At 40.0% G+C, this 21,420-nt stretch carries 20 protein-coding genes and 1 pseudogene; 7 read left to right on the top strand and 14 right to left on the bottom strand.

The genetic code is table 11. The features are described 5' to 3' along the window. Positions 1–103: 103 nt before the first annotated feature. Entirely contained in the window at positions 104–796 is a 693-nt protein-coding gene (locus ATS71_RS14025; protein ID WP_058405385.1) for a hypothetical protein, read from the top strand. A 24-nt stretch (positions 797–820) separates the two neighbouring features. Here the strand turns inward: ATS71_RS14025 and ATS71_RS14020 are convergent, their stop codons facing one another. Then, positions 821–1,177, bottom strand: a complete 357-nt coding sequence (locus ATS71_RS14020) for a gamma-glutamylcyclotransferase family protein (protein ID WP_058405384.1) — start codon at positions 1,175–1,177, stop codon at positions 821–823. Between the two features lie 355 nt (positions 1,178–1,532). Here ATS71_RS14020 and ATS71_RS14010 point away from each other — a divergent pair, with 355 nt between their 5' ends. The 4 genes from ATS71_RS14010 to ATS71_RS13995 all read left to right on the top strand — a co-directional run bounded on the left by ATS71_RS14010 (position 1,533) and on the right by ATS71_RS13995 (position 4,998). Further along, positions 1,533–1,805, top strand: a complete 273-nt coding sequence (locus tag ATS71_RS14010; protein WP_058405382.1) for a hypothetical protein — start codon at positions 1,533–1,535, stop codon at positions 1,803–1,805. Between the two features lie 322 nt (positions 1,806–2,127). Further along, entirely contained in the window at positions 2,128–2,703 is a 576-nt protein-coding gene (locus tag ATS71_RS14005; RefSeq protein WP_058405381.1) for an RNA-directed DNA polymerase, read from the top strand. Between the two features lie 28 nt (positions 2,704–2,731). Further along, on the top strand, positions 2,732–3,727 hold the full coding sequence (locus ATS71_RS14000; protein ID WP_058405380.1) for an RNA-directed DNA polymerase: 996 nt from the start codon (positions 2,732–2,734) through the stop codon (positions 3,725–3,727). A 575-nt stretch (positions 3,728–4,302) separates the two neighbouring features. Continuing rightward, positions 4,303–4,998, top strand: a complete 696-nt coding sequence (locus ATS71_RS13995) for a hypothetical protein (protein WP_058405379.1) — start codon at positions 4,303–4,305, stop codon at positions 4,996–4,998. A gap of 46 nt (positions 4,999–5,044) precedes the next feature. Here ATS71_RS13995 and ATS71_RS13990 read toward each other — a convergent pair whose 3' ends face one another. Beyond that, positions 5,045–5,482 carry a GNAT family N-acetyltransferase gene (locus ATS71_RS13990; RefSeq protein WP_058405378.1) on the bottom strand — a complete coding sequence of 146 codons (438 nt, stop codon included), beginning with the start codon at positions 5,480–5,482 and terminating at the stop codon, positions 5,045–5,047. A gap of 195 nt (positions 5,483–5,677) precedes the next feature. Beyond that, positions 5,678–6,178 carry a lactoylglutathione lyase family protein gene (locus tag ATS71_RS13985; RefSeq protein ID WP_058405377.1) on the bottom strand — a complete coding sequence of 167 codons (501 nt, stop codon included), beginning with the start codon at positions 6,176–6,178 and terminating at the stop codon, positions 5,678–5,680. Positions 6,179–6,292: 114 nt separating this feature from the next. Between ATS71_RS13985 and ATS71_RS13980 the strand changes: the two genes are divergently transcribed. Continuing rightward, entirely contained in the window at positions 6,293–7,159 is an 867-nt protein-coding gene (locus ATS71_RS13980; RefSeq protein WP_058405376.1) for a LysR family transcriptional regulator, read from the top strand. Positions 7,160–7,196: 37 nt separating this feature from the next. Here ATS71_RS13980 and ATS71_RS13975 read toward each other — a convergent pair whose 3' ends face one another. The 8 genes from ATS71_RS13975 to ATS71_RS13940 form a co-directional block, all read right to left on the bottom strand. Then, positions 7,197–8,276: a heparan-alpha-glucosaminide N-acetyltransferase domain-containing protein gene (locus tag ATS71_RS13975; RefSeq protein WP_058405375.1), complete on the bottom strand. Its 1,080-nt coding sequence runs from the start codon at positions 8,274–8,276 to the stop codon at positions 7,197–7,199. After that, positions 8,260–8,898 (bottom strand): hypothetical protein, encoded by a 639-nt coding sequence (locus ATS71_RS13970; RefSeq protein WP_058405374.1) that lies wholly within the window; start codon positions 8,896–8,898, stop codon positions 8,260–8,262. The genes ATS71_RS13975 and ATS71_RS13970 overlap by 17 nt, the downstream gene beginning before the upstream one ends. Then, on the bottom strand, positions 8,891–11,239 hold the full coding sequence (locus tag ATS71_RS13965; RefSeq protein WP_058405373.1) for a GNAT family N-acetyltransferase: 2,349 nt from the start codon (positions 11,237–11,239) through the stop codon (positions 8,891–8,893). The genes ATS71_RS13970 and ATS71_RS13965 overlap by 8 nt, the downstream gene beginning before the upstream one ends. A 24-nt stretch (positions 11,240–11,263) precedes the next feature. Next, the gene (locus ATS71_RS13960; protein ID WP_058405372.1) at positions 11,264–12,442 is read right to left on the bottom strand and encodes an MFS transporter; all 1,179 of its coding nucleotides are present in this window, start codon (positions 12,440–12,442) and stop codon (positions 11,264–11,266) included. Further along, positions 12,439–13,758 (bottom strand): lysine N(6)-hydroxylase/L-ornithine N(5)-oxygenase family protein, encoded by a 1,320-nt coding sequence (locus ATS71_RS13955; RefSeq protein WP_058405371.1) that lies wholly within the window; start codon positions 13,756–13,758, stop codon positions 12,439–12,441. Before ATS71_RS13955 ends, ATS71_RS13960 begins: the two co-directional genes overlap by 4 nt. After that, positions 13,758–15,296, bottom strand: coding sequence for a pyridoxal phosphate-dependent decarboxylase family protein (locus tag ATS71_RS13950; protein ID WP_058405370.1), 1,539 nt, complete (start codon positions 15,294–15,296; stop codon positions 13,758–13,760). The genes ATS71_RS13955 and ATS71_RS13950 overlap by 1 nt, the downstream gene beginning before the upstream one ends. Positions 15,297–15,614: 318 nt before the next feature. Continuing rightward, positions 15,615–16,286, bottom strand: coding sequence for a haloacid dehalogenase type II (locus ATS71_RS13945; RefSeq protein ID WP_058405369.1), 672 nt, complete (start codon positions 16,284–16,286; stop codon positions 15,615–15,617). 74 nt (positions 16,287–16,360) lie between these two features. Further along, complete coding sequence (locus ATS71_RS13940; RefSeq protein WP_058405368.1) at positions 16,361–17,137, bottom strand: DODA-type extradiol aromatic ring-opening family dioxygenase; 777 nt, start codon at positions 17,135–17,137, stop codon at positions 16,361–16,363. A 103-nt stretch (positions 17,138–17,240) separates the two neighbouring features. Between ATS71_RS13940 and ATS71_RS13935 the strand changes: the two genes are divergently transcribed. After that, on the top strand, positions 17,241–18,143 hold the full coding sequence (locus ATS71_RS13935) for a LysR family transcriptional regulator (RefSeq protein WP_058405367.1): 903 nt from the start codon (positions 17,241–17,243) through the stop codon (positions 18,141–18,143). 425 nt (positions 18,144–18,568) lie between these two features. Here ATS71_RS13935 and ATS71_RS13930 read toward each other — a convergent pair whose 3' ends face one another. The 3 genes and pseudogenes from ATS71_RS13930 to ATS71_RS13925 form a co-directional block, all read right to left on the bottom strand. Further along, positions 18,569–19,804, bottom strand: a complete 1,236-nt coding sequence (locus ATS71_RS13930) for a hypothetical protein (protein ID WP_058405366.1) — start codon at positions 19,802–19,804, stop codon at positions 18,569–18,571. Positions 19,805–19,906: 102 nt separating this feature from the next. Next, a pseudogene (locus ATS71_RS18600) lies at positions 19,907–20,064 on the bottom strand (integrase core domain-containing protein); the annotation flags it as partial. A gap of 307 nt (positions 20,065–20,371) precedes the next feature. After that, entirely contained in the window at positions 20,372–21,412 is a 1,041-nt protein-coding gene (locus ATS71_RS13925; RefSeq protein ID WP_058405365.1) for a methionine synthase, read from the bottom strand. Positions 21,413–21,420: the final 8 nt, after the last annotated feature.

The following is a 21,420-nucleotide window of genomic DNA, read 5'->3' as shown; positions in this document are numbered from 1 at the left end:
CCAAACCATGTTGATTAAAAGGAAACAACTAATAACTTATTATCGATTATTTATACATAAAAACCAGCTTATAGTAACGCTATATTTATTTTTGAGCATTAACATGAAACACATACTGCTACTTTTTATTTTATTGTCGAGCGCAGCGCTTGCAAACAAACCTCAACATAATTCACACAACACACATAAAGCCCACAGCTACGTGGGATTTCATGGTATGGCGCTTATATTAGCGGGCGATAAAGTACTGGCTAGCCACATGCCGTTATACGCCCCTCCACACAACTACCAAATAGTGTACGAAGTCACTACAAGTGACACCCACTTTAATACAATCAAACATGTTTTAAAAAAAGCGACAAACGAGCAACGTCAGATCACTATTTTACCAACCAAATTTGACCTAAACTTATTAATAAATAAACAGACACCCACCTTAAATGTAACTGTATTTAACGGCCATTTTGAACGCAGTGGCAAAGCACTTTTTACGACTAAGCTAACTTTTAAAAACCCGCTATACGTCGAAAAAGTAACGACCAATAAAGCCCACAAAAATGCGTTTGAGTTAATAAAGCTAACAGAGCAGCAAGGCGTGGTAATTCATAAAATACAAAGTAAACCAAGCTATGACTCACTAAGCTTAGTGCCGCTTAGTAGAGGTGAATATAACGGGGAATTAAAGTGTGATGCTGCATTAAATACTTCAATAGATACTGTTCTCAGAAGCAAGCTAGAGGCATGCTTTAAAAGTGTGCCAAGCTATTTAGAAACAAAAGATTTTACGGTTAATTAATTTATAAATAGCCAGCGCTTTAGCTTAAAAGCGCTGGCTTATAAAGTGCTGCTTAGCATTTAATGAGTACAAGTTTGCCTGAACATACTCACCATTGTGTAACTTAACTTGCGTTAATATACGAGAGTAAGCCTCGCCTTCAAACTCATCGAGCTCTGCCCAATGATTTTTTAAATTAGTAGAGCTAAACACATAGCCTTTTATCTCTTGGCCTGAGTCATCTAATACCAGTGCAGGAAAGCCCATTTTGGCACCCCAGCCTTCGTTAATTAAATTACCTACTACACTGCCTTCATCAAAAGTACCGCCAATATTGGCAAGAATATGCTCGTTTGGGTGACCAGGGCACAAAGTACCATATACAAATAACGCTTCTAACACGTAGGCTCCTAAAATTATGGCTAATTACTACTATTTATGAGGTTACAGGTTAAGTAATCGCTTACAAAAATTCTACTAACAATTTATTTTTACATTGCTATTCAATTGAATAATAACAACTTTACTTATAAAAATTATAATGGCACCCGCCCTTAAACATTGCCGTAAACAACACACCTTTAGGGCGTGTTGAAGCGCTACCGGGCGGTGCCCGTAGAAGCGTTGGGCTAATGGCAGAAATAAACGACGCATCAAACCCAGAAGGCCAAGCTGCATTATTTTTCTTTATTGGCATACCCGCCGATGATCGAGGACGCATTAGTAATGAAGATTTAATCAAACATTTCAAAACCAATTGGTTAGGCTTTTTGGCGCACAAGCCGCCACACCAAAAGCCGACATCATTAAAGATTGGGCACAAGACCCTCTCACTGCAACACATTTAGATACACACGCAGCAAATACGCATGCGCCTGCTCCTAACATAACCGCGCAAAATGGCCCGTGGCATCAAAGCTTAGTAGGGATTGGCAGTGAATGGTCGGTGAAATTTCCGGGCTACGTTGCTGGTGCGGTTGATGCAGCAAATATAGGCGTTGAACAGTATTTAAGAAGTGTTAAAGCGTGATGTGTAGAGGCTGAGGCTTGAGCTTAGCGTTTTAATGAATTGCTCATAACGGCAGCTGATGAGGAGTTATGAGCGATAACCGGACACTGCAAAAAGTTAAATTTATTCCTATGTTTTAAGTAGAAATCTAATTTTGTCCAATAGCATTATTAAAGGCCGTTTTGGGGCAAAAAACATGCTTAATTTTTAGCTGTTTTAATTAATTGTTTACAAAGGTAATTAATGCTGAAATTATCATGGTATGTAATATACACCTTTGTGATAAACCACCATTACGGTGTTCAATAAACTGTTAACCGAATAGATGCACCAAGGAGTTTATGTGCTAGAAAAATTATTAAAAAATGGATATTTCCCAGCTGAATTACCAGTCCCATTTACAGCCGAAAGTTATGGTGATGCCTTATTAAAGGTGATTAATCAAAATATCCGTCCATTTTCTTATGGTAATAGAGGACCTAATTACATCAGTATTTGTGCGAAATATAATTTAGCCCGAAGAGGTAAGTTAAGACGATCTTTGGCCATTCCAAACCCAATAAATTACTTTCATATATCTCAATTATTAGCTAACAATTGGGCTGATTTCGAATTGGTCTATGCTCGTTCAAATCAATCTTTAAGCAAACCAGTTGTTGATAATTCTTCTAGGGCTTTAAAGTGGGATAAAGGATTTAGTGCTCTACCTGATGAAAAGCTCAGAACTAGAACAGCTTCCAAATACTTACTTAAAGCAGATATAGCAAATTTTTATTCTACTATTTATACCCATAGTATTCCGTGGGCAATCCATTCAAAAGCAGTAGCTAAGCAGAACCGCTATTTTCAAAATAACTTAGGTAATAAAATAGATTTGGTTGTCCGAAATGGACAGGATCAGCAGACTAAGGGGAAGTGATACATCATACGCCATTGCTGAATTAATAATGTCTGAAATTGATGATAAGTTAGTTAGTAAAATTGGTAATAATTACCATAGGTATATTGATGACTTTGAGTTTGGATGTAAAACACTACAAGAAGCAGAAGAAATTCTTTCTGTGCTACAAGAAGTTCTTTCATCATACGAGCTAGAGTTAAACTCGTCTAAAACCGAAATCACAAAACTTCCAGAAGAAATAGACCCACAATGGCTTCATGAGCTGCAAAAATATAAAATTAATATGTCTACGGATGCAGTTCAAAAAAGGTCATTATTATCATTTTTTGATTTAACTATGAATTTTTTGGAAAAAGAGCCTAGTGAACCAATTTTGAAGTATGCTGTAATCCGTACTTCATCACATATTGTTAGAGCTAGTAATTACCCTTTATTCCAACGAATATTATTGCAGTGGGCTACGGCAGAGCCTTCTACACTACCTATCATTATTGATTTTATTGCGTTTTATAAATCAGCTGGTGTAAATGTTGACCTAGCCGAGGTTAAGAGAACCCTACAATTTATTATTATTGAAAATTGTAGGCAGGGACATACAAGTGAAGTGTGCTGGTCAATATTTGGAATGATTTTACTGTCACAAAGCTTTGATAAAGAAGCATTGTTAGAGCTAAAAAAAGTCGAGAATCCATTTATTGCATTGTTAACTTTAGATGCAAGAAGTAGAGGCTTAATTTCAGCAACCTATAACTTCCCTCTATGGGAAAGTTTAATGAATAAAAATGAATTAAAAACTGAAAATTGGATTTTGGCATATGAAGCCCTAAGAAAGGGTTGGCTGCCCTCTGTAGATGATAGCAATTACCTAATTGATGCTGAGGGGTTTTCAACGCTGGCTAACAATGATGTTGAGTTTTACTCAACAGATCTCATTGACCAGTATGATCCTAAAGCAAATTACCAGTACATTAATAGGTTAAGTGCCGAAGAGCTTAGGTATTTCGTTCATAGGGATGTTCCATTAAGAAGATTGCCGTTTTAAATTCGGCTATCAAGTGACCAAGGTTATAAGTGTCCGAAATTGGCACTTTCCAGCCACTCGACAACATAAAATACTGTAATAATTAGCAAGGCATTTTACTGTGTCGGATGGCGCTTCGCTTATCAGGCCACACTGGTAAATACCTAACAGCTTAAGTTAATACCCCCCCAAATTATTAATTCACTTTACCGCCCTACATTTAACGGCAAAGCTATTTACACATTAGAATGAGTGAATGGGGTCAAATCTTGACTTCAGACATTAAAAACCTTCGATGTCTGCTTATGGCACAGAGCTGCCCTTCGTCTCTAACGAGTTTTTCTCCAAAAATGAGTTAGAGTGACGTCCGCCTAGAGTGAGAAGCAGTTATTCAGTTGAGTCATTATTTGTTTAGTAATAATAAGAGGAAACTTTCCTCTTTTTTACATGTTTATATAAGCTACTGAGAGCATAATATATATGGTAATAACTTATAGTATTTGTTATTAATATGAGCTCACAACATTAGGATGTCTTCGCGCTAAAATAGGGAAAGTGTCTTCTAATAAAACTGTTAGCAATAACAAGGATGTCTCTTGAAATACCTTACCATTATTGCACTCATATTATCTTTCAATTCATTTGCTAATGTATTCGAAAAGATAAATTGTGACTCTTATGAACCTACTAAATATCTTAATAAAACAGTATTAAAAGGTACTGTTAAAAGTGAGGTTACAGAGGTTGGCGTAAAAGAGTTTCTGGAATCTACACAAAATGATTCAAAGCCAAGAATATGGAAGCTTGAACTTTTGGATAGAGCGACAGGTAAGTACAAAAAGTCTTTTCCTAGAAGCTCACCTTACTCCGATGAACAAACAGCTATTGAGCACCAAATAATACAACCACATGTAGTTATACACTTGGGGAAAAAGAGCATCACAGGTAGTAATAATGGTGAGTTCGGAGGTGAGTTACTTTTAATCGATGAAAACGATAAGATCACACTCATCAAACGTATGAATGTAGAAGACATTTTTGAAATGCCTTTCGGTTTAGTTGTCACATCAGGCTTAGCTCATTTATCGTGGAATTATGGTGATATTCATTTCATAAACTCAGATTTTGAAATTGAAAAGTTATATAGCTTAGTCGGTATGCCCGTATCAACATGGCATCTGGAAAGTGGCGCTCTTCTTATTAATAGTTACCCATCGGGCTCTCAGGTTTTAACTAAGAATGGCTATATGAAACGTGTGCAATGTATTGCTAACAAGGCAAAGTACAACTAAACCAGTAATAAGATGCTTCATAAAAATCCCTTTTTAATAATTAAAATTATAGCTTAATAATCGCTAACATATCGTCTTCGTCCTCATCGAGGCCAACTTCATCAAATCCAAAGCTTGAATAAAAGTCTTTAGCTATTGGGTTTTGCGGGTTATAACAAATCTCGATTTGTTCAAGCTTAGAAATCGTTTTAATCTCTTCAATTGCCATATACAGTGCTTTGCGTCCAATGCCTTTATTTTGAAAAGTTTGATCAACCATAAAGCGCCAAATAGAAACCTTTGTAGGGGTTTCTTGTACCCACATAAAAAAGCCTACTGGTACACCATTTAAGTAAATCGCTTTACAGGTATACCCGCTATTATAGTGCGCTTCAACCAACGACCACATATTACACGCCACGTATTCTTCTTGTGTTTTAGCAACCTCTAAATTGCATATGGCTTCGTAGTTATCAGCGGTGATGTCTTCCAATGACAGTTTCATGTTTTTCCTTTTGTACAACTTTGTGAAATGAGTAAGCTATCAGTGTACGTACCTATAATCAACCAATGAAGAGGTTGATTTTCTCCCCCATAAATTAGCCTAATTAATAATCTACATACCATTTAAAAGCAAAAAGGCCGCAGTAATAAATACTGCGGCCTTTGTTTTTAGCTAAACTTTTTAAACTAGCTAAGTTTAGTAAGCGCCTGCGCTGTAAATAAGCTCGTAGCTGTGGCTGTAAATCTCAAGGATGTTACCAAACGGGTCTTCCATGTAGATCATGCGGTACGGCTTTTCACCCGGGTAGTAATAACGAGGGGCTTGCATACGTTTTTTACCGCCAGCTTCTACAATACGCTCGGCTAAACCTTCTACATCAGGGTCTTGAACACAAAAATGAAAGATGCCTGTTTTCCAGTATTCAAAATTGTCTTTTGGGTTTTCTTGGTTTTTAAATTCGAAAATTTCGACACCAATACGATCCCCTGTAGATAGGTGCGCTATTTTGAATTTTTCCCACTTTTCGCCAAATACTTCTGTACACATTTCGCCAATTGGGCTTTTGTCTTCGGTAATTAAAGTCGGTTTCATTATTGTGTACCAACCCATAACCTTAGTGTAAAACTCGACTGCTTTTTCAACGTCGGGAACCGAAATACCAATGTGCGAAAAACTACGTGGATATGTATGACTCATAATACTTCCTCTTTAACTTGTGACTTATCTTGTGACTAGTTGATGGAGTTAGTTTACGAATTGAACAATATTAAGTAAAATTATCATTAATCATCATTTTGAGTACGTTTTGTAATGATAAATCCAACATGGTTAAACACGTTTTGTACTTTGGTTGAGGTAAATCATTTTACCCAAACCGCCGAGCGTCTTTTTATGACCCAATCGGGCGTAAGTCAGCACATTAAAAAGCTAGAGCAGCAAGTAAACTGCGCGCTATTAGAGCGCCACGGCAAACAATTTACCCTTACCGTACATGGGCAAAACTTGTATCAACAAGGCAGCTTGTTATTAAAGGAATGGCAATTTTTAGAACAACAATTAAAAGATGATTCGCCTTACAGCGGCTTGGTAAAAATACAATCGCCTGGTAGTTGTGGGCTACAATTTTATAGCCAATTATTAGCGCTGCAGGCAAAGCATACCGAGCTTAATATTGATTATCGCTTTGCACCCAATACAAGTGTAGAGCAAGCTGTGGCAAACCACAGTGCCGACATAGGCTTTTTAACTCAAGCTCCGACGCTTAGCGAAGTTACCAGCCACAAAATTGGTAAAGAAGCCTTATTACTTGTCACCCCCGCACATATTAAAAACCCAACTTGGGAGGTCTTATGTGAGCTTGGCTTTATTGGCCACCCCGATGCAAAACACCACGCACAGCTCCTACTAAGCGAAAACTACAGTGAGTTTGAACATGTTGATCAAATTAAACGCACGGGGTTTTCTAACCAGATAAGTTTAATACTGGAGCCGGTAAGTTTAGGGCTAGGTTTTACGGTTTTACCTGCGCATGCCGTTAGCGCATTTAATAAACCTGCGCTAATTAAAACGCACCACTTAGCTAATCCGATTAGCGAAAATATTTATGTGTGCCATCACCGAAATAGGCCAATGGCAAAGCGCATGAATACAGTAATTGAAGCAATAAAGGCAGGCTAGGGCGCGTGTAACTGCGCCCGTAAAGCCCCTTTACAACTTAAGCTGTGCGCTTAGGCTTTTGCTTAATTGCGAGTATGTTTTGCTTAGTTTGCAAATACACTTTGTGCACTGCAAAGGTTAGTAAACCCATAAGGGCCATTAAGCACAGTGTTGGCCATAGTGACTGAGTGTGATAACCAAACACGCCCATAAGCCAGCAAATTAGCACCCATTGAATAATGTAAAGGGCCGTTACATGCTTGCTCGCATACAAAAGAGCCCGTGTAATAGGGCCGTTGAATTTATTAGCAAATACATATTCTATTACAGCTAAACCAAATAAATTTAAACCGATTAAATAAATAATACCGCCGCCATTTAAATGGAAAAAATTGCCAAACTGTCCCTTAAAATCAGCAATAAGCCACGCTGTACCAACAATTAATAATGCAGCACCTAACTTTGCACATACACTATATAAGTACGCAGCATTATGCTTGCTATTTATGTATAAACGCCCAAGCACGTAGCCGGTTAATATAGCGCTTATCCACGGAAATACCGGAAAATATACTTGGTAGTTATTAGCAAAAAACAAATCGCTAATATAAGGCGAAAGCGCAAACTGCTGGCCCCTTACAAACTGGCTTACAAGTGCAATAGCAACGGCTAAAAAAGCAATCCATGCGGTTTTCCAGCGGGCAATATTAAGCGCACCAGACAGCAATAAGCTAACCCCAGCAAGTTGTAAAATATCACCCGTTAGCACCATAAATTGTAACTGCCCAGCACTCAATGGGCTTTGCCAGCCATACGCATTTATAAACGCCTCGGGCATGGTATTAAATACCTCAATAGGTAGCCAAAACTTTGCTGCATTCATTAAATAAGCAAGTAGTAAAAGCTGTATGCCGCGCTTAATTAACAGCAGGGGTGTTTGCCTGCGCGAAAGGGCCATAGATAGCCCCATTGCCACCAAAAACGAGGCTGTGCCTTTGCCAAGTATATGAATAACAGCGCCAAATAGGCTCTCACTTTGAAGCGTTGTGCTCGAGTACATCCATAAAGTGTGGACTAAAATCATAATAAAAACGCTCGCACCTCGGGCAAGGTCAATCGTTTTAAGACGTGTGTTCATTGGTTTTAATATCCTTTTTTGGGCAGGTTTGGCATTTGTTATAACCTGCTAAATAATAACGACAGCACGTTAAGCGCTTAGGTGTTAATTTAAATGGGGTGTGTAAATTAAAGTGATTACTGATTAAATTGTGTAGCTGTTGATGGCAATGTGTAATGTGCTCAGCACTTGCTAAATTTAAGCTATGAGCGCGCTCAAATGCGCTGTTAAGCGTGTCGATTAACAACCGGCCTTGCTCTTTTGTACCCAGCGCATACTTGGTATTTATCCACTTTCCTACACAGCTTACAAATTCAACAAGTGCATTATTTTGCTCAGCTTTACTTAATAAAGGCACGCCTGTAAGGGTAAACCCTCGGCTATACGCGCCGCTTATTTTTAACTGTAACTGCATTGGATCATGCGCGTTGTGTTTGCACGTATGCCAATAACAATAGGCATAAATAGCTTGCCAACAAAGCTGCAAATATAAATGCCGGCTAATAAATTGCGTAGGCGGATGGGGGTAATGCGCCTTGCAATGAACCGCTAATTTGAGCACTAAATCTAAGCTTGGATGAGCCGCATCAACCGGCTCATTTGGGCAAAATAGAAAGTGTGAAAGGGTGTGAGGCTTAGCCATACAGCTTTGCCGATACCGGGTTATCTAAATTCCCGGCAAACTGTAAGCTGCCTGCGGGGTCGGTTAAATCAACCATTTGCTTATTATTGCCTAGCTGTAAGCGGTTTAAGCAAGAGTGTGCAAATTCATCACTAAAAAAGTCATACTCTTTAAAACGCGCATTTAAGGCAGGGTTGGCTTGTTGATACGCGTTTACACTTTGCGCAACGCCGTGCCAAAAGTCGTGCTCGGTAATGCGCTCTTCTCTTACTAAAATAGCCACTAGGTATCTAAAAAAGCAGTCAAATACATCGGTAAATATGCTCAGTAACTCAAGCTCTTTTGGCATAGCAATATGAATACGCGAAACTTCCTCAGGTAAAGACTCAGTGCTATTAAGCAGCGCGACTTCTTCGCCTATGTCTTTCATGTAGGCGCCCACAGGGACTGAATTTTTAAGCTTTAAAATGAGGTTTTCGCCGTGGGGCATAAACACTAATTTATGGGCATAAAAACAATGCACTAAGGGAATAAGGTAGGCGCTAAAATAGCTTTGCAGCCAAGCATGTGTGCTTAAACCGCTTTGATCTATTAATGCACCTGCCATACTTTTACCCTTGTTATCTAGGTGCAGCAATGCGGCCATGGTGGTTAGCTGTTCATTATTTTGTAAATTATGGTTTGGGTTTTCGCGCCATAAACACGCAAACATTTTACGATACGGCGTATCACCGAGTTCACTTTGCTCAAAGGTGTGATGCGCATACCCTAAAGTGGCGTACTCTCTAAGTGCTGTAAAGCTACACGCGCTAAGTGTTGGGTCGTGGTTTACTTTATTAAACACCCAATCATTTATGGCCGGAGTAACCGCCATATAAGCGCGCGAAAGCCCGCGCATAAAGCCCATATTTAAAATAGACAGCGCCACTTTTAAATACGGCTTATGCGGGTGTGAGCAGTTATATAACGTACGAATAGATTGCTGCGCTTGATATAAATCGTCGCCTTCACCTAAATACACTAAACGGTTATTGGCAAACTCGTTGGTAAACACCACACTTAATTTATGTTGGTATTGCCACGGATGGGCCGGCATAAATAGGTAGTCGTCAGGGTTTAGGTTTTGCGCTTTTAGCGCTTTGTTAAACGCATCACGGGTGGTTAAATCAAGCTCGCCACTAATATGGCTTGGGTAGTCACTAAAGTATTCACTATAAGCAAAATCACATACTGTTTTGTGCGCCGCTAACCACAGTACTTTAAACGGTTTCCCCACTTCTGGCGCATAGCGTAAAAAGTCGGCTTTGCTAAAGCCAATTCGACCATTATTAGCCACAAACGCAGGGTGGCCTTCGCTCATTGCAGCCTCTATTTGTTGCAGCCCTAATTTCGCAAGTTCGGCTGCGCTAAGCGTGTTGTTTTCGCGTTTATAACAAGCACTGGCAAGTGTGGCATTAAGCTCTTCAAGGTAGGTGGCTAAACGCTCGCCAGTTAAACCCAGCGCAGGGCCTTGCACACTAAAAAAGTGCAGTACATCAAGCTCTACTTGCTCATTATTAAGGTTATAAAAGCATAAACTTGGTTCGTCTATATCTATATGGTTAAGCGCCATAGCGCGGCCATTAAATATAAAGTAACCCCCTTCAATATTTACTTTAAAACCGTGTGGGGTTTGCTCTGCAACCAATAAGCGCTCGTGTACCAGTTCGCTAATGGCTTTACTTTGTAAGTGCCTGTTTGCCCACTGCCAGTGATCAAACTTTACATAGTCAGAATTTATATGCGCTTGGGTTTTGTGATGTAAATTTACATGCGTTTCAAACGCGGCTTTATTACAAAACCCAAGGTATGCGTTTTTATCACCAAGGGTTATTTGCTTAGTATGCACGAAGCCTAAACGCTTATTTAAGGTATGAATTTTACTATTGGTAATATCGGGCTCTACCACTACCCGCGCATTATCGTTATGGATAAAAATACTGTGCAATACGCACTGCATTATTTCAAAACTAAAATGGCGTTTAGGCTGTGTATTTGGGGCAAGTAAAATATGCATGCCCGTATCGTTTGGCATTACCTCATAGGCGGCTGCGAGTAGTTTGTCGTGCATTGGGCTGTAAAGCTCAACAAGGGCAAGTAGCTCATTATTTTGCTCAATAACATACGCATGATGATGCGGGTTGTTTATTATATCTTGGTAGGCGCTGCATATTTGCTCGGGGGCTTGTTTACTCATACCCCAAAAATGCGCATAAGGTAGAGTAAGCCACTGGCAAATAATAGGCATGTCGCTTTGCTGTAGTAACCGCATAGTCACATTACCTGTGTGTTGTAACGTGGTTACAAAAGATGAAAAATACATAAAAACTCCTAAAACGTTTAATTATCAAGTGGGTGTGTGTGCAGTGCGGCCAACAAATTTAACCCGCCATAGCAAAATAGCGCCAAGGCTTGCAAAGCCAATGGCTGCAAAGTAAAAAGGGACGGTTGTATTAAAATATTCCACACTCATACCCACCAATAACGACGCTATAATAACGCCAATATTTTGCGCAACATGCACTTTGGCAAAATCACTGCCGTAGTGAGCAGGCTCACTTTTAGCAAATAACATAACCTCCAATAAAACCATTACTTGAAACAGCGCTATACCGTATAGAATGCGCGAGCTGACAACTAACCACACCGACTCTTGCGCCTGTAAATAAAGCCCAATAGCGCCAAAAATAAGCGCGCACAATAATGTGCTTGTGCGGCTAAGCGTAGGAAGAGGTAAGTGCTGCCTAAAGTGGTTAAACAACAGCATTAGTAGGGCTGAAAAAGCAGGAATGGCGTACACAAGCGCACTTTCAAACGCACTACTTTGCGCGCTCATTCCTTGCCAATGGGTTGTAAAAAATGGCCTAATTAAAAAGGCGCTAAAGTAAACAACCACGCTTATAAAGCAAAATTGCCAAATAAAGTACGGGGTACGAGTGCGCGGTTTTTCGCTTTCAATAGCGTGCTGATAAATACCTAGTTTTAAGCTCAGCATTAAATAGCCACATAGGAGCACTTGTATTACATCGCCCGCAGCACTTAATAACAGTGCATAACGCGGCTCGTTTAAACTAAAAAAGTACCCGCCCACTAACGCGCCACCAATAGCGCCAAAGTGCATAAGTACTGAAAACAAGCCAATAATAGAAAGGTGCTTACTTTGCTGCTCTAAACGCAGTGCAAACGGATAAATAAGCAGGTAACTGGCTTTAAGTACCAACATAAGTTGGTAAAAAAACCAAAATTCCCACACGTTAGTTGCAAAATAACAAAGCAACCCAAAGCATGCGGCAATCACTTGCGTTACAAGCCAAAGCGCCAGCTCGTGGTATTTTTTAGCAACCTTTGCCCACAGGGGCAGCGCGAGCATAACGGTAATACAACAGTTAGCTACAAACACCCCAATAAGCGTGGGGTTACTTACAGAAAATTCACTGGCAAAAAATTGCGGATAAAACGGCAGTAATAAGGTGTCGCACACCACCGAAATAACCGTAAGTAAAATAAGCGCTAAACGTAAACTCATGCGGCGTTACTCTTTTGCTGTGAATGAGTTTCTACATCGCTTAAATCAAAGCACTGAAATGCAATTTTTTGCTCAACCTGATACGGCGCATAACCAAGTATTTCGCGCAAAATTATACTGTTGCGATAACACGCCATGCCTAAATCGGGGGTTACAAAACCATGGGTGTGCTGCTCTGCATTTTGTACAAATATACGTTTTTGGTCGGTATCTATTGCGTATTCACGGCTTACTATATAACGGCCTTGGTCATCTTCTGGGAGCTGCTGTGCAATGGGGTTTAAAAAAGCGGGGCGCTTGTATTTAAAGCCCGTGGCACAAATTAAGTAATCGGTTTTTATTTCAAAGGCTTCATTTAGCTCTTGATGGTAAAACTCAGTCACTAAACGCCCAGCACTCTTACGCGTATTAGTAAGTTTGCTGTTCGTTTTAAATGTGGTAGAAATGGGTCCATCTAAGCTTTGCGCGTAAAGGGTGTCAAAAATGTCGTTAATTAAATCGCCATTTATGCCTTTAAATAAGTTTTTTTGATTTTGGTTAAGCCAATCTCGTTGCTCAGTTTTTAAATTATAAAAGTAATCAACATATTCAGGTGAGGTCATCTCAAGGGTGAGTTTGGTGTACTCCAGCGGAAAATAACGCGGCGAGCGAGCTATCCAATCTAGTTGCAAACCTTGTGGCACGGCTTGTTGTAATAGGGTGTGATAAATTTCGGCAGCACTTTGCCCAGCTCCTACAACCGTTACGCGTTTAGCGGATTTTAGCTCATCAAGGCGGTGGCAAAAGTCGCTACTGTGCATTACGTTATTAGAATTACTGTGCACTGCACAATCAGGAATATATGGGGCAGGGCCGGTGCCAAGCACTAAGTGGCGCGTAACATATTGCTGCTCACTGCCTGGGGTATTACAGGTAACGGTATAGCACTGAGTTTGCTGGCAAAATTCAACCTTAGTTACACTTTGCTCAAAGCTTACGTTACTCAACTGCGAGCACACCCATTGGCAATAGAGGTTGTATTCTTTACGCAGTAAAAAAAAGCTCTCACGAATATAAAATGGGTATAACCGATTATTAAGCTTGGCATAATTTAAAAAACTGTACTGGCTAGTAGGATCGGCAAGGGTCACCAAGTCAGACATAAATGGCGTTTGCAAAGTAACACCTTCTAGCATCATGCCTGGGTGCCAATCAAATTGGCTACGCTGCTCTAAAAATAAGCTTTTAACGCCTTCTAGTGGTTCACTTAAACACGCTAACGATAAATTAAACGGGCCAAGGCCAATGGCTATAAAGTCATAAGGTTGGTTGCTCATTATTGTTGCTCCTTATACGTTTGCCACGCAATAGTGCTAATTTGCTCAAGCACTGCGCGCACATCGCTCAATTGGCACTGGGCATTAAGTAACGTAAATTTAAGATAATGACGGCCGTTAATTTTGGTGCGTGCAATCATGGCGTCACCGGTTTTTAAAAATGTTTGGCGTACGTGTAGGTTTAGGGTGTCGAGTAAATCGGGGTTATGTTTTAGCGCCTCTGGCGCAAAGCGAAATACCAGCGCGCTAAGCTCTGGGTAATTTATAACGTCAAAATCAGGGTGCTCGTTAAGCACTATATGGGTTTGACGAGCAAGGCCAATTACTTTATCAAATGCTCGGCCAAGTGGCGCTTCCCCCATAGTGCGCAGTGTTAACCAAAGTTTTAAGGCATCAAAACGGCGTGTGGTTTGTAAGCTTTTATCAACTAAATTTGGTGTGCCGTTACCGGCCTCTGCTAATGGGTTTAGGTAGTCGGCGTAGAGTGTAATATGGCTAAAGTGGCGTTTGTCACTTAACAAAAAGGCACTGCAGCTAACCGGCTGCATAAACGATTTATGGTAATCAATAGTAATTGAATCTACGAGCTCTATACCGTTTAAGGCACTGCGATGGTGCTCACTCACCAATAATCCGCCACCGTATGCGCCATCAACATGGCACCAAAGCTGCTCTTTTTTAGCAAGTTTTGCTATGTCTTCAATAGGGTCAATTGAGCCAAAATCGGTCGTACCAGCGGTAACAACCACCGCTATAGGTAAATCGCCCTTAGCTTTAGAATCCGCAATTGCATGGTTAAGCGCGTCCATATCCATTTGCATTTTGCTGTTTGTAGCCACAGGGACTACCGCGTTATAACCTAAGCCCAATAACGCCGCAGCCTTTTGAATACTAAAATGTGCAACCTCGGAGCAATAAATACGAAAACGCGAGGCAACGTTTGGCAAACCTTGTAGTTTTACTTGATGCTCAGGGGCATAACGGCTCACGGCTACTTCGCGTGCAACAAGCATCGCCATTAAGTTCGATTGCGTACCACCACTTGTAAAGACGCCATCGGCAGTGCTCGGTAGCTTTGCTTTTTCACAGCTCCAATCAATTAATTTTTGTTCAATAAGAGTCGCGCCAGCGCTTTGATCCCAGGTGTCTACTGAGGTATTGATTGCGCCAATTATGTGCTCTGCCACAACCGCTGGGTACGTAACAGGGCAATTTAAATGCGCCATGTAACGTGGGTGATGAAAATACACAGCATGATCTAAATACACGCTTTTAAGCTCGTTTAATACAGCAGGAAAATCAGCGAGAGGTTTGGCTAAATCTACATCATTAACAGTGGCGGCAAGTGTATTAACAGACACGCCAGAAAACGGCTTTTGCGCTTTTGCCATAGCTTGTTGCACAGCCGAAAGCCCCTGTAACGACGCTATTTGATAATTAATAAATTGATCAAGATTAAATTGCGGCGGAAGGCCGTTTTGCTCAAATAAAGCTTGGTTTTGGATAGGACTGAGCTGTGCAGTTTGTAATTGTGACATATTTCGCTCCTTGGTACTCATTTTGGGTTCAAGGATCTTAATGGTAATGATTTTTATTTACAATAATGAAAATGGATTACTTCTATGTTTTTTTTCGGGTTAAGAAATGGATAATTAATTACAAAGAATTACATTAGAAATAATGTAAACACGTTTTATATTGAAAGTTTGGAAGTCGAGTTTATGTGTAATTTGAATAAAAAGAGGCAGGTTTGGTATTTGAAAATACATAAAAATAAGGGCGTTAACAGCAACGCCCTAAAACCTGCAAATAAAACCTTGGCTTTGCACCAATAAGTGTATTAAAGGCAATGTTAATTAGCTCACCAATTTGGTCTTTAAATCAACTAAATCGGTTGCTGTGGTAATTGGTTGAATTTCCCATGGATCAAAAATAGAGTCTTCTGAGCGTTTTATCCACGCACCGCGCATACCATGCGAAATAGCGCCGGTTATATCAAAAGGGTTACTCGAAATAAGCCACGTATTTGCACACGTTGAATTTGCCTCGCGTAAAAAATGGCTGTAAACACCCGGGTTTGGCTTAAAAGTTTTAATGTCGTCGGCGCTTACAACACCTTCAAAAAGCTCAATAATGCCAGCCGTTTCGAGTAAGGTATTTACCGCAGCGGCCGCGCCATTAGAAAACGCAAACAATCGGTAATTTTGTGCTTTAAGTTGCTCAAGCCCTTTTTTAACATCGTCGAAGGCGGGTAACGTTTTATATTGCTCAAGCAATTGGTGTTTTTGATCGTCACCAAGCTGTGTTTTATGCGCTAAACACGCGTAATCAAGTGCCTGTTTAGTACAAACTGAAAACGGAACATAGTTTTGCATTAAGGCGCGCCTAAACGAATATTCCAACTGTTTTTCACGCCATGTATTTGAAAAGTTTTGTGCGTTATCGCCAATCATATCTTTAAGTAATGTAAGCACACCATGGGTATTTATAAGCGTGCCGTATACGTCAAATGCGAGTGTGGTTGCCATGTTTACTCCCAAAAATTTAAGATACTTGTAGATTAGTGACTACCAGCTTAACTTAATTTGAACACTTGCTCAAATTAATAAAATTTATATGCATCAAGCGCTAAAATATCCATTTCGGTTTGCTCATGAATCTTTTCAATGTAACTGCCCCCTGCACCCATAGCAGCAAATAATGGTAAAAAGTGCTCTTGTGTAGGGTGGTTAAATAAGGCAAATGGCGCCTCGGTTAAGTAATTTAATAGTTTTGGAATATCGTGCGCTAAAAGCGTTTGTTCAACCCAATGGGTGAATGCTTTTACCATGGGCACTCGGTTTGGGGTAGCCGGGGTTTTAAATATTTCAGCTAGGTTATGGCTAATACCGCCGGAGCCAATAATTAATATATTTTGCTCACGAAGCGGAGCAAGTAACTGGCCATATTTATACATAGTTTTTGCGCCTAAGCGGGTATTAATAGACACCTGCACAATAGGAATATTAGCGTGTGGGTACATTAAACGTAATGGGATCCACACACCGTGATCCCACCCTTGCTCTTTATCAAGTACCGCATTCAGCCCTTCGCTATTAAAATAATTAGCAATAGTATTGGCAAGTTTTGGCGAACCAGGAGCGCGATAATGTATGTTGTACATTTGAGCTGGAAAGTTATAAAAGTCGTGAATAGTTTTAGGCGCTGCCCCTGCGGTAATTTTAATATTGCTTGCTTGATCAAAATGCGCTGAAAAAACCACAATAGCAGTGGGTGTATTAAGTGACTGCCCCAAAGACGCTATAAAATTAGCAGTAGCCGATTGCTCTATAGCCATTATTGGTGAGCCATGAGATAAAAATAATGCGGGCTGAGTCATACTAAAAACCTTAACTAACAATGAGTTTAAACACTATATTGGTTTTTATTTTGACGATAAATATGCTATTTATTTATATATTAAAAACAAATTGTTGTTAATTATGGACAAGCTGACCACCATGAAAACCTTTTTAGCCGTTGTGCAAGAAGGTTCGTTTTCTAAAGCTGCCAAAAAGCTCGATATTTCTCCTCAGTTAGTTAGTAAATATGTTTCAGCCCTAGAAGATAATTTACATACTCGTTTACTGCACCGCACTACACGTAAAGTAAGCCCTACCGAAGCGGGTGTTCAGTATTTTAAGCGCTGCCAGCAAGTTATTATTGATATTGATGATATGGAAAACTCTCTTAATAATTTAAGCACCAGTGTATCTGGCGTATTAAGTATTAGCGCGCCTATGTCGTTTGGTACAAGGCATTTAGCACCACTGCTGGTTGAGTTTCAAAAACAGTACCCAAATTTAAAGTTAGATTTAAAACTAACAGACCAATTTATAGATATAGTTGAGCAAGGCATTGATATAGCATTGCGTATAGGCGTGTTAAAAAACTCATCCCTTATTGCTAAAAAAATAGCGCCTATACAGTTAGCGGTATTTGCATCGCCTGCATATTTAAAACAGCACGGCACACCCACTACATTACAAGAGCTGCAACAACATAACTATTTGCGCTACGCCAACGCAGAGCCAACAAAAATGCTTGCAGGTGTAGACCAGCTAAAAGGTGAGTTTAAACTTAATAGTAATTTAGTGGCTAACAATGGCGATATATTACTAAACGCAGCCATAGCAGGCGGCGGCATTGCCATGCAACCTACTTTTATTGCAGGAGAGGCATTAGCCCAAGGAAAAGTAGTACGTATTTTACAACACCTTGAACCCGAGCCTATGGGGCTTTACATGGTGTATGCAAACAGGCAATTTTTACCGAGTAAAGTACGCGCGTTTGTTGATTTTTCAAGCAAATACTTCGGAGACACCCCATATTGGGATAGCTATTAATACAAAGAAGGCGTTAAGGTTAATAGTTAGCGGTTAGCGGTTAGCCAATCTTATTTTCATAAGGCTCACCTTGCTAGCTAACTAGCAACTTTAAAAAGTAAATTACAAAAGTCGCCCCCAGCGTATTAGCCTTTACCTAAAAGTTAAAATAAGAAAAACTGGTTGGCAAATAACTTTTTTGTCTCTCTTTGGTCTGATCCCTTTAGTTTTTGACCGCTTTGGTTTTAATTAAACTGACTTAATTCATATGCGTGAATGATGCATATTCACACCAATCGATGTCATTACTGAGTGCGTAGTCATATTTAAAGTGAGTTTAAATGATAAGAACACTTGGATACAGTCCTAAGATTCAAACGCTATGATTGCTAACTAACTTCGCACAAATGCTTTTCAACAATCATGACGTTATTCGGCAAAGACCTTTAACAATCTAACCATCTAGCACTTACGCTGCTGCTAACAGTACCATCCGGGTACTCTACCACTACAACAAGCTCGACAATATGACAACCACCCATATTTCGGTAGATACCAGGTATTGTGACAGCAGTACCACCTGAATCAAGAGACCCTCCTGTACCACTTGCGCCTACAACTGTGCCTGTCCCGTCTGGGTTAACGAGTATTCTCCGGGTTGAGTTTGAATTCTGCTCCAATATTTGTTGAAGACACTCAGACATACCTTCACTTTGGAAGTTTAAATTAGACCTAGAAAAAAAGCTTACAGGATACCCATCAATTCTCGATGAGCCAGGCAAAAATGTAAAATTAAGTTTGAGCACTCTGTCCGGCAAATAGCCAATATCAAGTGGGGGAGTATATTGAAAGCTTCGGTCACCTATAAATGTATCACCATGATATGTTACTTCAAAGTTTAGTAAGTTATTGGAGCTTCCGTAAACCTGAGATGCATAAACTTTATTGATATCTCTCGATAAGTTTACTTGTATTCCAACTCCGTTATTAGATACAGTTAATCCGCTACCGGTGATAGATTGAGAAGACGTAAAATCTGTCCACGTTTGCCTGTAACCTATTTGTGAACTGATATCATTAGTAAGTGATTCGTATAAATCTCTTCCAAACGATGGGTTAAACAAAAAATTGGCTGGATGTACATCACAATTTGTTTCATTGTTATTCAATGTTGACGCATTGCTGTTCAATACAAATGCATTTTTATTGTAAAAGGATTCTTGTTTTTGCACTTGCGAATTCGTAACAGAGGTAGCGGCAAAGGAGGTTACGGCCTCTCTAAAGTCTGCATCGATATTGTAAAAGGTCTCTAATGCTTGCGATTCTGTCACGGTCAATACTTGATCACTAACAAGAACGTTGTAAGTATTGCTAAAACTAGAAACTTGTTCAGTAGTCACCACAAATTTGAATGCGTCTCTTGTAATTGGATTTGCAATGATGAGCGTTCTAGGATTGCTGTAACACTGAAAAGTAGTTGTTCCTAAAAATATTTGACCACCTTGTAGATTTTCTTCATTACAATTCGGACTAATATACAAACTCTGAGCGAGGTTTACTGCCCCCTGATAATCACAGTTTGAACATGAGTATGCCGCGGTAAGACCGCTTGCATATACTTTGTTTATAAAGAAAAAGGTAAAGCAAAATGCTACGATAATTTTTATTTTTAATATATTCATGAACTTTCCTTAAACATGCTTTACTTAATCCCTTAAACACTAGACTTTGAACCAGTTCTTTTCAACTAAAGCTGGAAAATTTAACTTGATAATTTTAAACTTTCAAAGCGATAGATCATTCTTCGCTGAATGCAGGCGCTCTAAGTTGTTATATTTAATGTATGCAGCCACGCCTTTTTCATAAACACTCTCGTTGACTGATGTACTTTGAATAACCAATCATGCTTTAAATTACCAAAAAAGCGCTCTATGACAGTATTACCTCAAGAAGTCAGAGGGTCAGTCAAAGGGGGTCAAATCTTGACTTCAGACATTATAGATCCTGATAGTCTGCAAGAGGCACTTTCCACTCAACCAGTACTACCTTACGGCTCGGTTAAATTTAACTATTTTTACTAGGTTTGTTGCTCTAAATCCAACCAACACTCAACGAACTTAAACCTTTTACCTAACACCTTTTGCCTTTAACCTTGCATTTTAACTGTAACCCCCCTCACCATTTTGATTAAAAAAGCCACACTTCAACATGTGTAAAAGTGTGGCTTTTTGCATCAGCTGTAACAAAAATTAAGCAACATTTGCTGCTAATAGCTCGTTACGTACTAGCTCTGCGCCTTTGCTTAAAGCGTTGAGTTTGCCGTTTGCGATGTCGCGCGGTAGGGGTGCCATGCCGCAATTGGTGCAGGGGTAGAGTTTGTCGGCATCTACATATTTAAGCGCTTCGCGTAAAGTTTTTGCCACCTCTTCGGGAGTTTCTATGGTATTGGTGGCTACATCAATTGCGCCCACCATTATTTTTTTACCGCGTACCAGTTCTAGTAGCTCAATGGGTACATGTGAGTTTTGGCATTCGAGCGAAATAATATCAATATTCGATTTTTGCAGCTTAGGGAATACTTCTTCGTATTGTCGCCACTCGGTGCCGAGGGTTTTCTTCCAATCGGTGTTGGCTTTAATGCCGTAGCCGTAACAAATATGCACGGCGGTTTCGCATTTTAACCCTTCTATGGCTCGCTCTAGGCAGGCTATCCCCCAGTCGTTTACTTCGTCAAAAAACACGTTAAAAGCGGGCTCATCAAATTGAATTATATCAACCCCAGCGGCTTCTAGCTCTTTGGCTTCTTGGTTGAGTATTTTAGCAAATTCCCAAGCTAGTTTTTGACGGCTTTTATAGTGATCGTCATACAGGGTGTCGATCATGGTCATTGGCCCAGGCAGTGCCCATTTAATTGGTTGGCTGGTTTGCTGACGTAAAAACTTGGCGTCTTCAACAAATACCGATTTAGTGCGAGACACAGGGCCAACCACTGTGGGTACGCTGGCGTCGTAACGGTCACGAATTTTAACTGTTTTACGGTTTTCAAAATCAACGCCATTTAAATGTTCAATAAAGGTGGTTACAAAGTGTTGGCGGGTTTGTTCGCCATCGCTAACTATATCTACGCCTGCGGTTTGTTGCTCGTGCAGGGAAATACGCAGGGCGTCGTGTTTGCCATCTACCAGCTCACTGCCTTGTAATTTCCACGGTGACCATAAGGTTTCGGGCTCAGCAAGCCATGACGGTTTTGGCAAGCTGCCTGCTGATGAAGTGGGTAATAGTTTTTTCATAATAAATG

Origin of the sequence: Pseudoalteromonas sp. H71, assembly GCF_001468485.1 — a bacterium.
Classification (GTDB): Bacteria; Pseudomonadota; Gammaproteobacteria; order Enterobacterales; family Alteromonadaceae; genus Pseudoalteromonas.
This window is presented reverse-complemented; position numbering and strand designations above follow the sequence as displayed.

Excerpts from the sequence above, each read along its gene's own strand:
- ATS71_RS13950 (WP_058405370.1), bottom strand. The coding sequence starts at position 15,296 with ATGTCACAATTACAAACTGCACAGCTCAGTCCTATCCAAAACCAAGCT.
- ATS71_RS14000 (WP_058405380.1), top strand. The coding sequence starts at position 2,732 with ATGTCTGAAATTGATGATAAGTTAGTTAGTAAAATTGGTAATAATTAC.
- ATS71_RS13945 (WP_058405369.1), bottom strand. The coding sequence starts at position 16,286 with ATGGCAACCACACTCGCATTTGACGTATACGGCACGCTTATAAATACC.
- ATS71_RS13940 (WP_058405368.1), bottom strand. The coding sequence starts at position 17,137 with ATGACTCAGCCCGCATTATTTTTATCTCATGGCTCACCAATAATGGCT.
- ATS71_RS13970 (WP_058405374.1), bottom strand. The coding sequence starts at position 8,898 with ATGGCTAAGCCTCACACCCTTTCACACTTTCTATTTTGCCCAAATGAG.
- ATS71_RS13930 (WP_058405366.1), bottom strand. The coding sequence starts at position 19,804 with ATGAATATATTAAAAATAAAAATTATCGTAGCATTTTGCTTTACCTTT.
- ATS71_RS13985 (WP_058405377.1), bottom strand. The coding sequence starts at position 6,178 with ATGAGTCATACATATCCACGTAGTTTTTCGCACATTGGTATTTCGGTT.
- ATS71_RS13935 (WP_058405367.1), top strand. The coding sequence starts at position 17,241 with ATGGACAAGCTGACCACCATGAAAACCTTTTTAGCCGTTGTGCAAGAA.
- ATS71_RS13965 (WP_058405373.1), bottom strand. The coding sequence starts at position 11,239 with ATGTATTTTTCATCTTTTGTAACCACGTTACAACACACAGGTAATGTG.
- ATS71_RS13975 (WP_058405375.1), bottom strand. The coding sequence starts at position 8,276 with ATGAACACACGTCTTAAAACGATTGACCTTGCCCGAGGTGCGAGCGTT.
- ATS71_RS13960 (WP_058405372.1), bottom strand. The coding sequence starts at position 12,442 with ATGAGTTTACGTTTAGCGCTTATTTTACTTACGGTTATTTCGGTGGTG.
- ATS71_RS13955 (WP_058405371.1), bottom strand. The coding sequence starts at position 13,758 with ATGAGCAACCAACCTTATGACTTTATAGCCATTGGCCTTGGCCCGTTT.
- ATS71_RS13980 (WP_058405376.1), top strand. The coding sequence starts at position 6,293 with ATGATAAATCCAACATGGTTAAACACGTTTTGTACTTTGGTTGAGGTA.
- ATS71_RS13990 (WP_058405378.1), bottom strand. The coding sequence starts at position 5,482 with ATGAAACTGTCATTGGAAGACATCACCGCTGATAACTACGAAGCCATA.
- ATS71_RS14025 (WP_058405385.1), top strand. The coding sequence starts at position 104 with ATGAAACACATACTGCTACTTTTTATTTTATTGTCGAGCGCAGCGCTT.
- ATS71_RS13925 (WP_058405365.1), bottom strand. The coding sequence starts at position 21,412 with ATGAAAAAACTATTACCCACTTCATCAGCAGGCAGCTTGCCAAAACCG.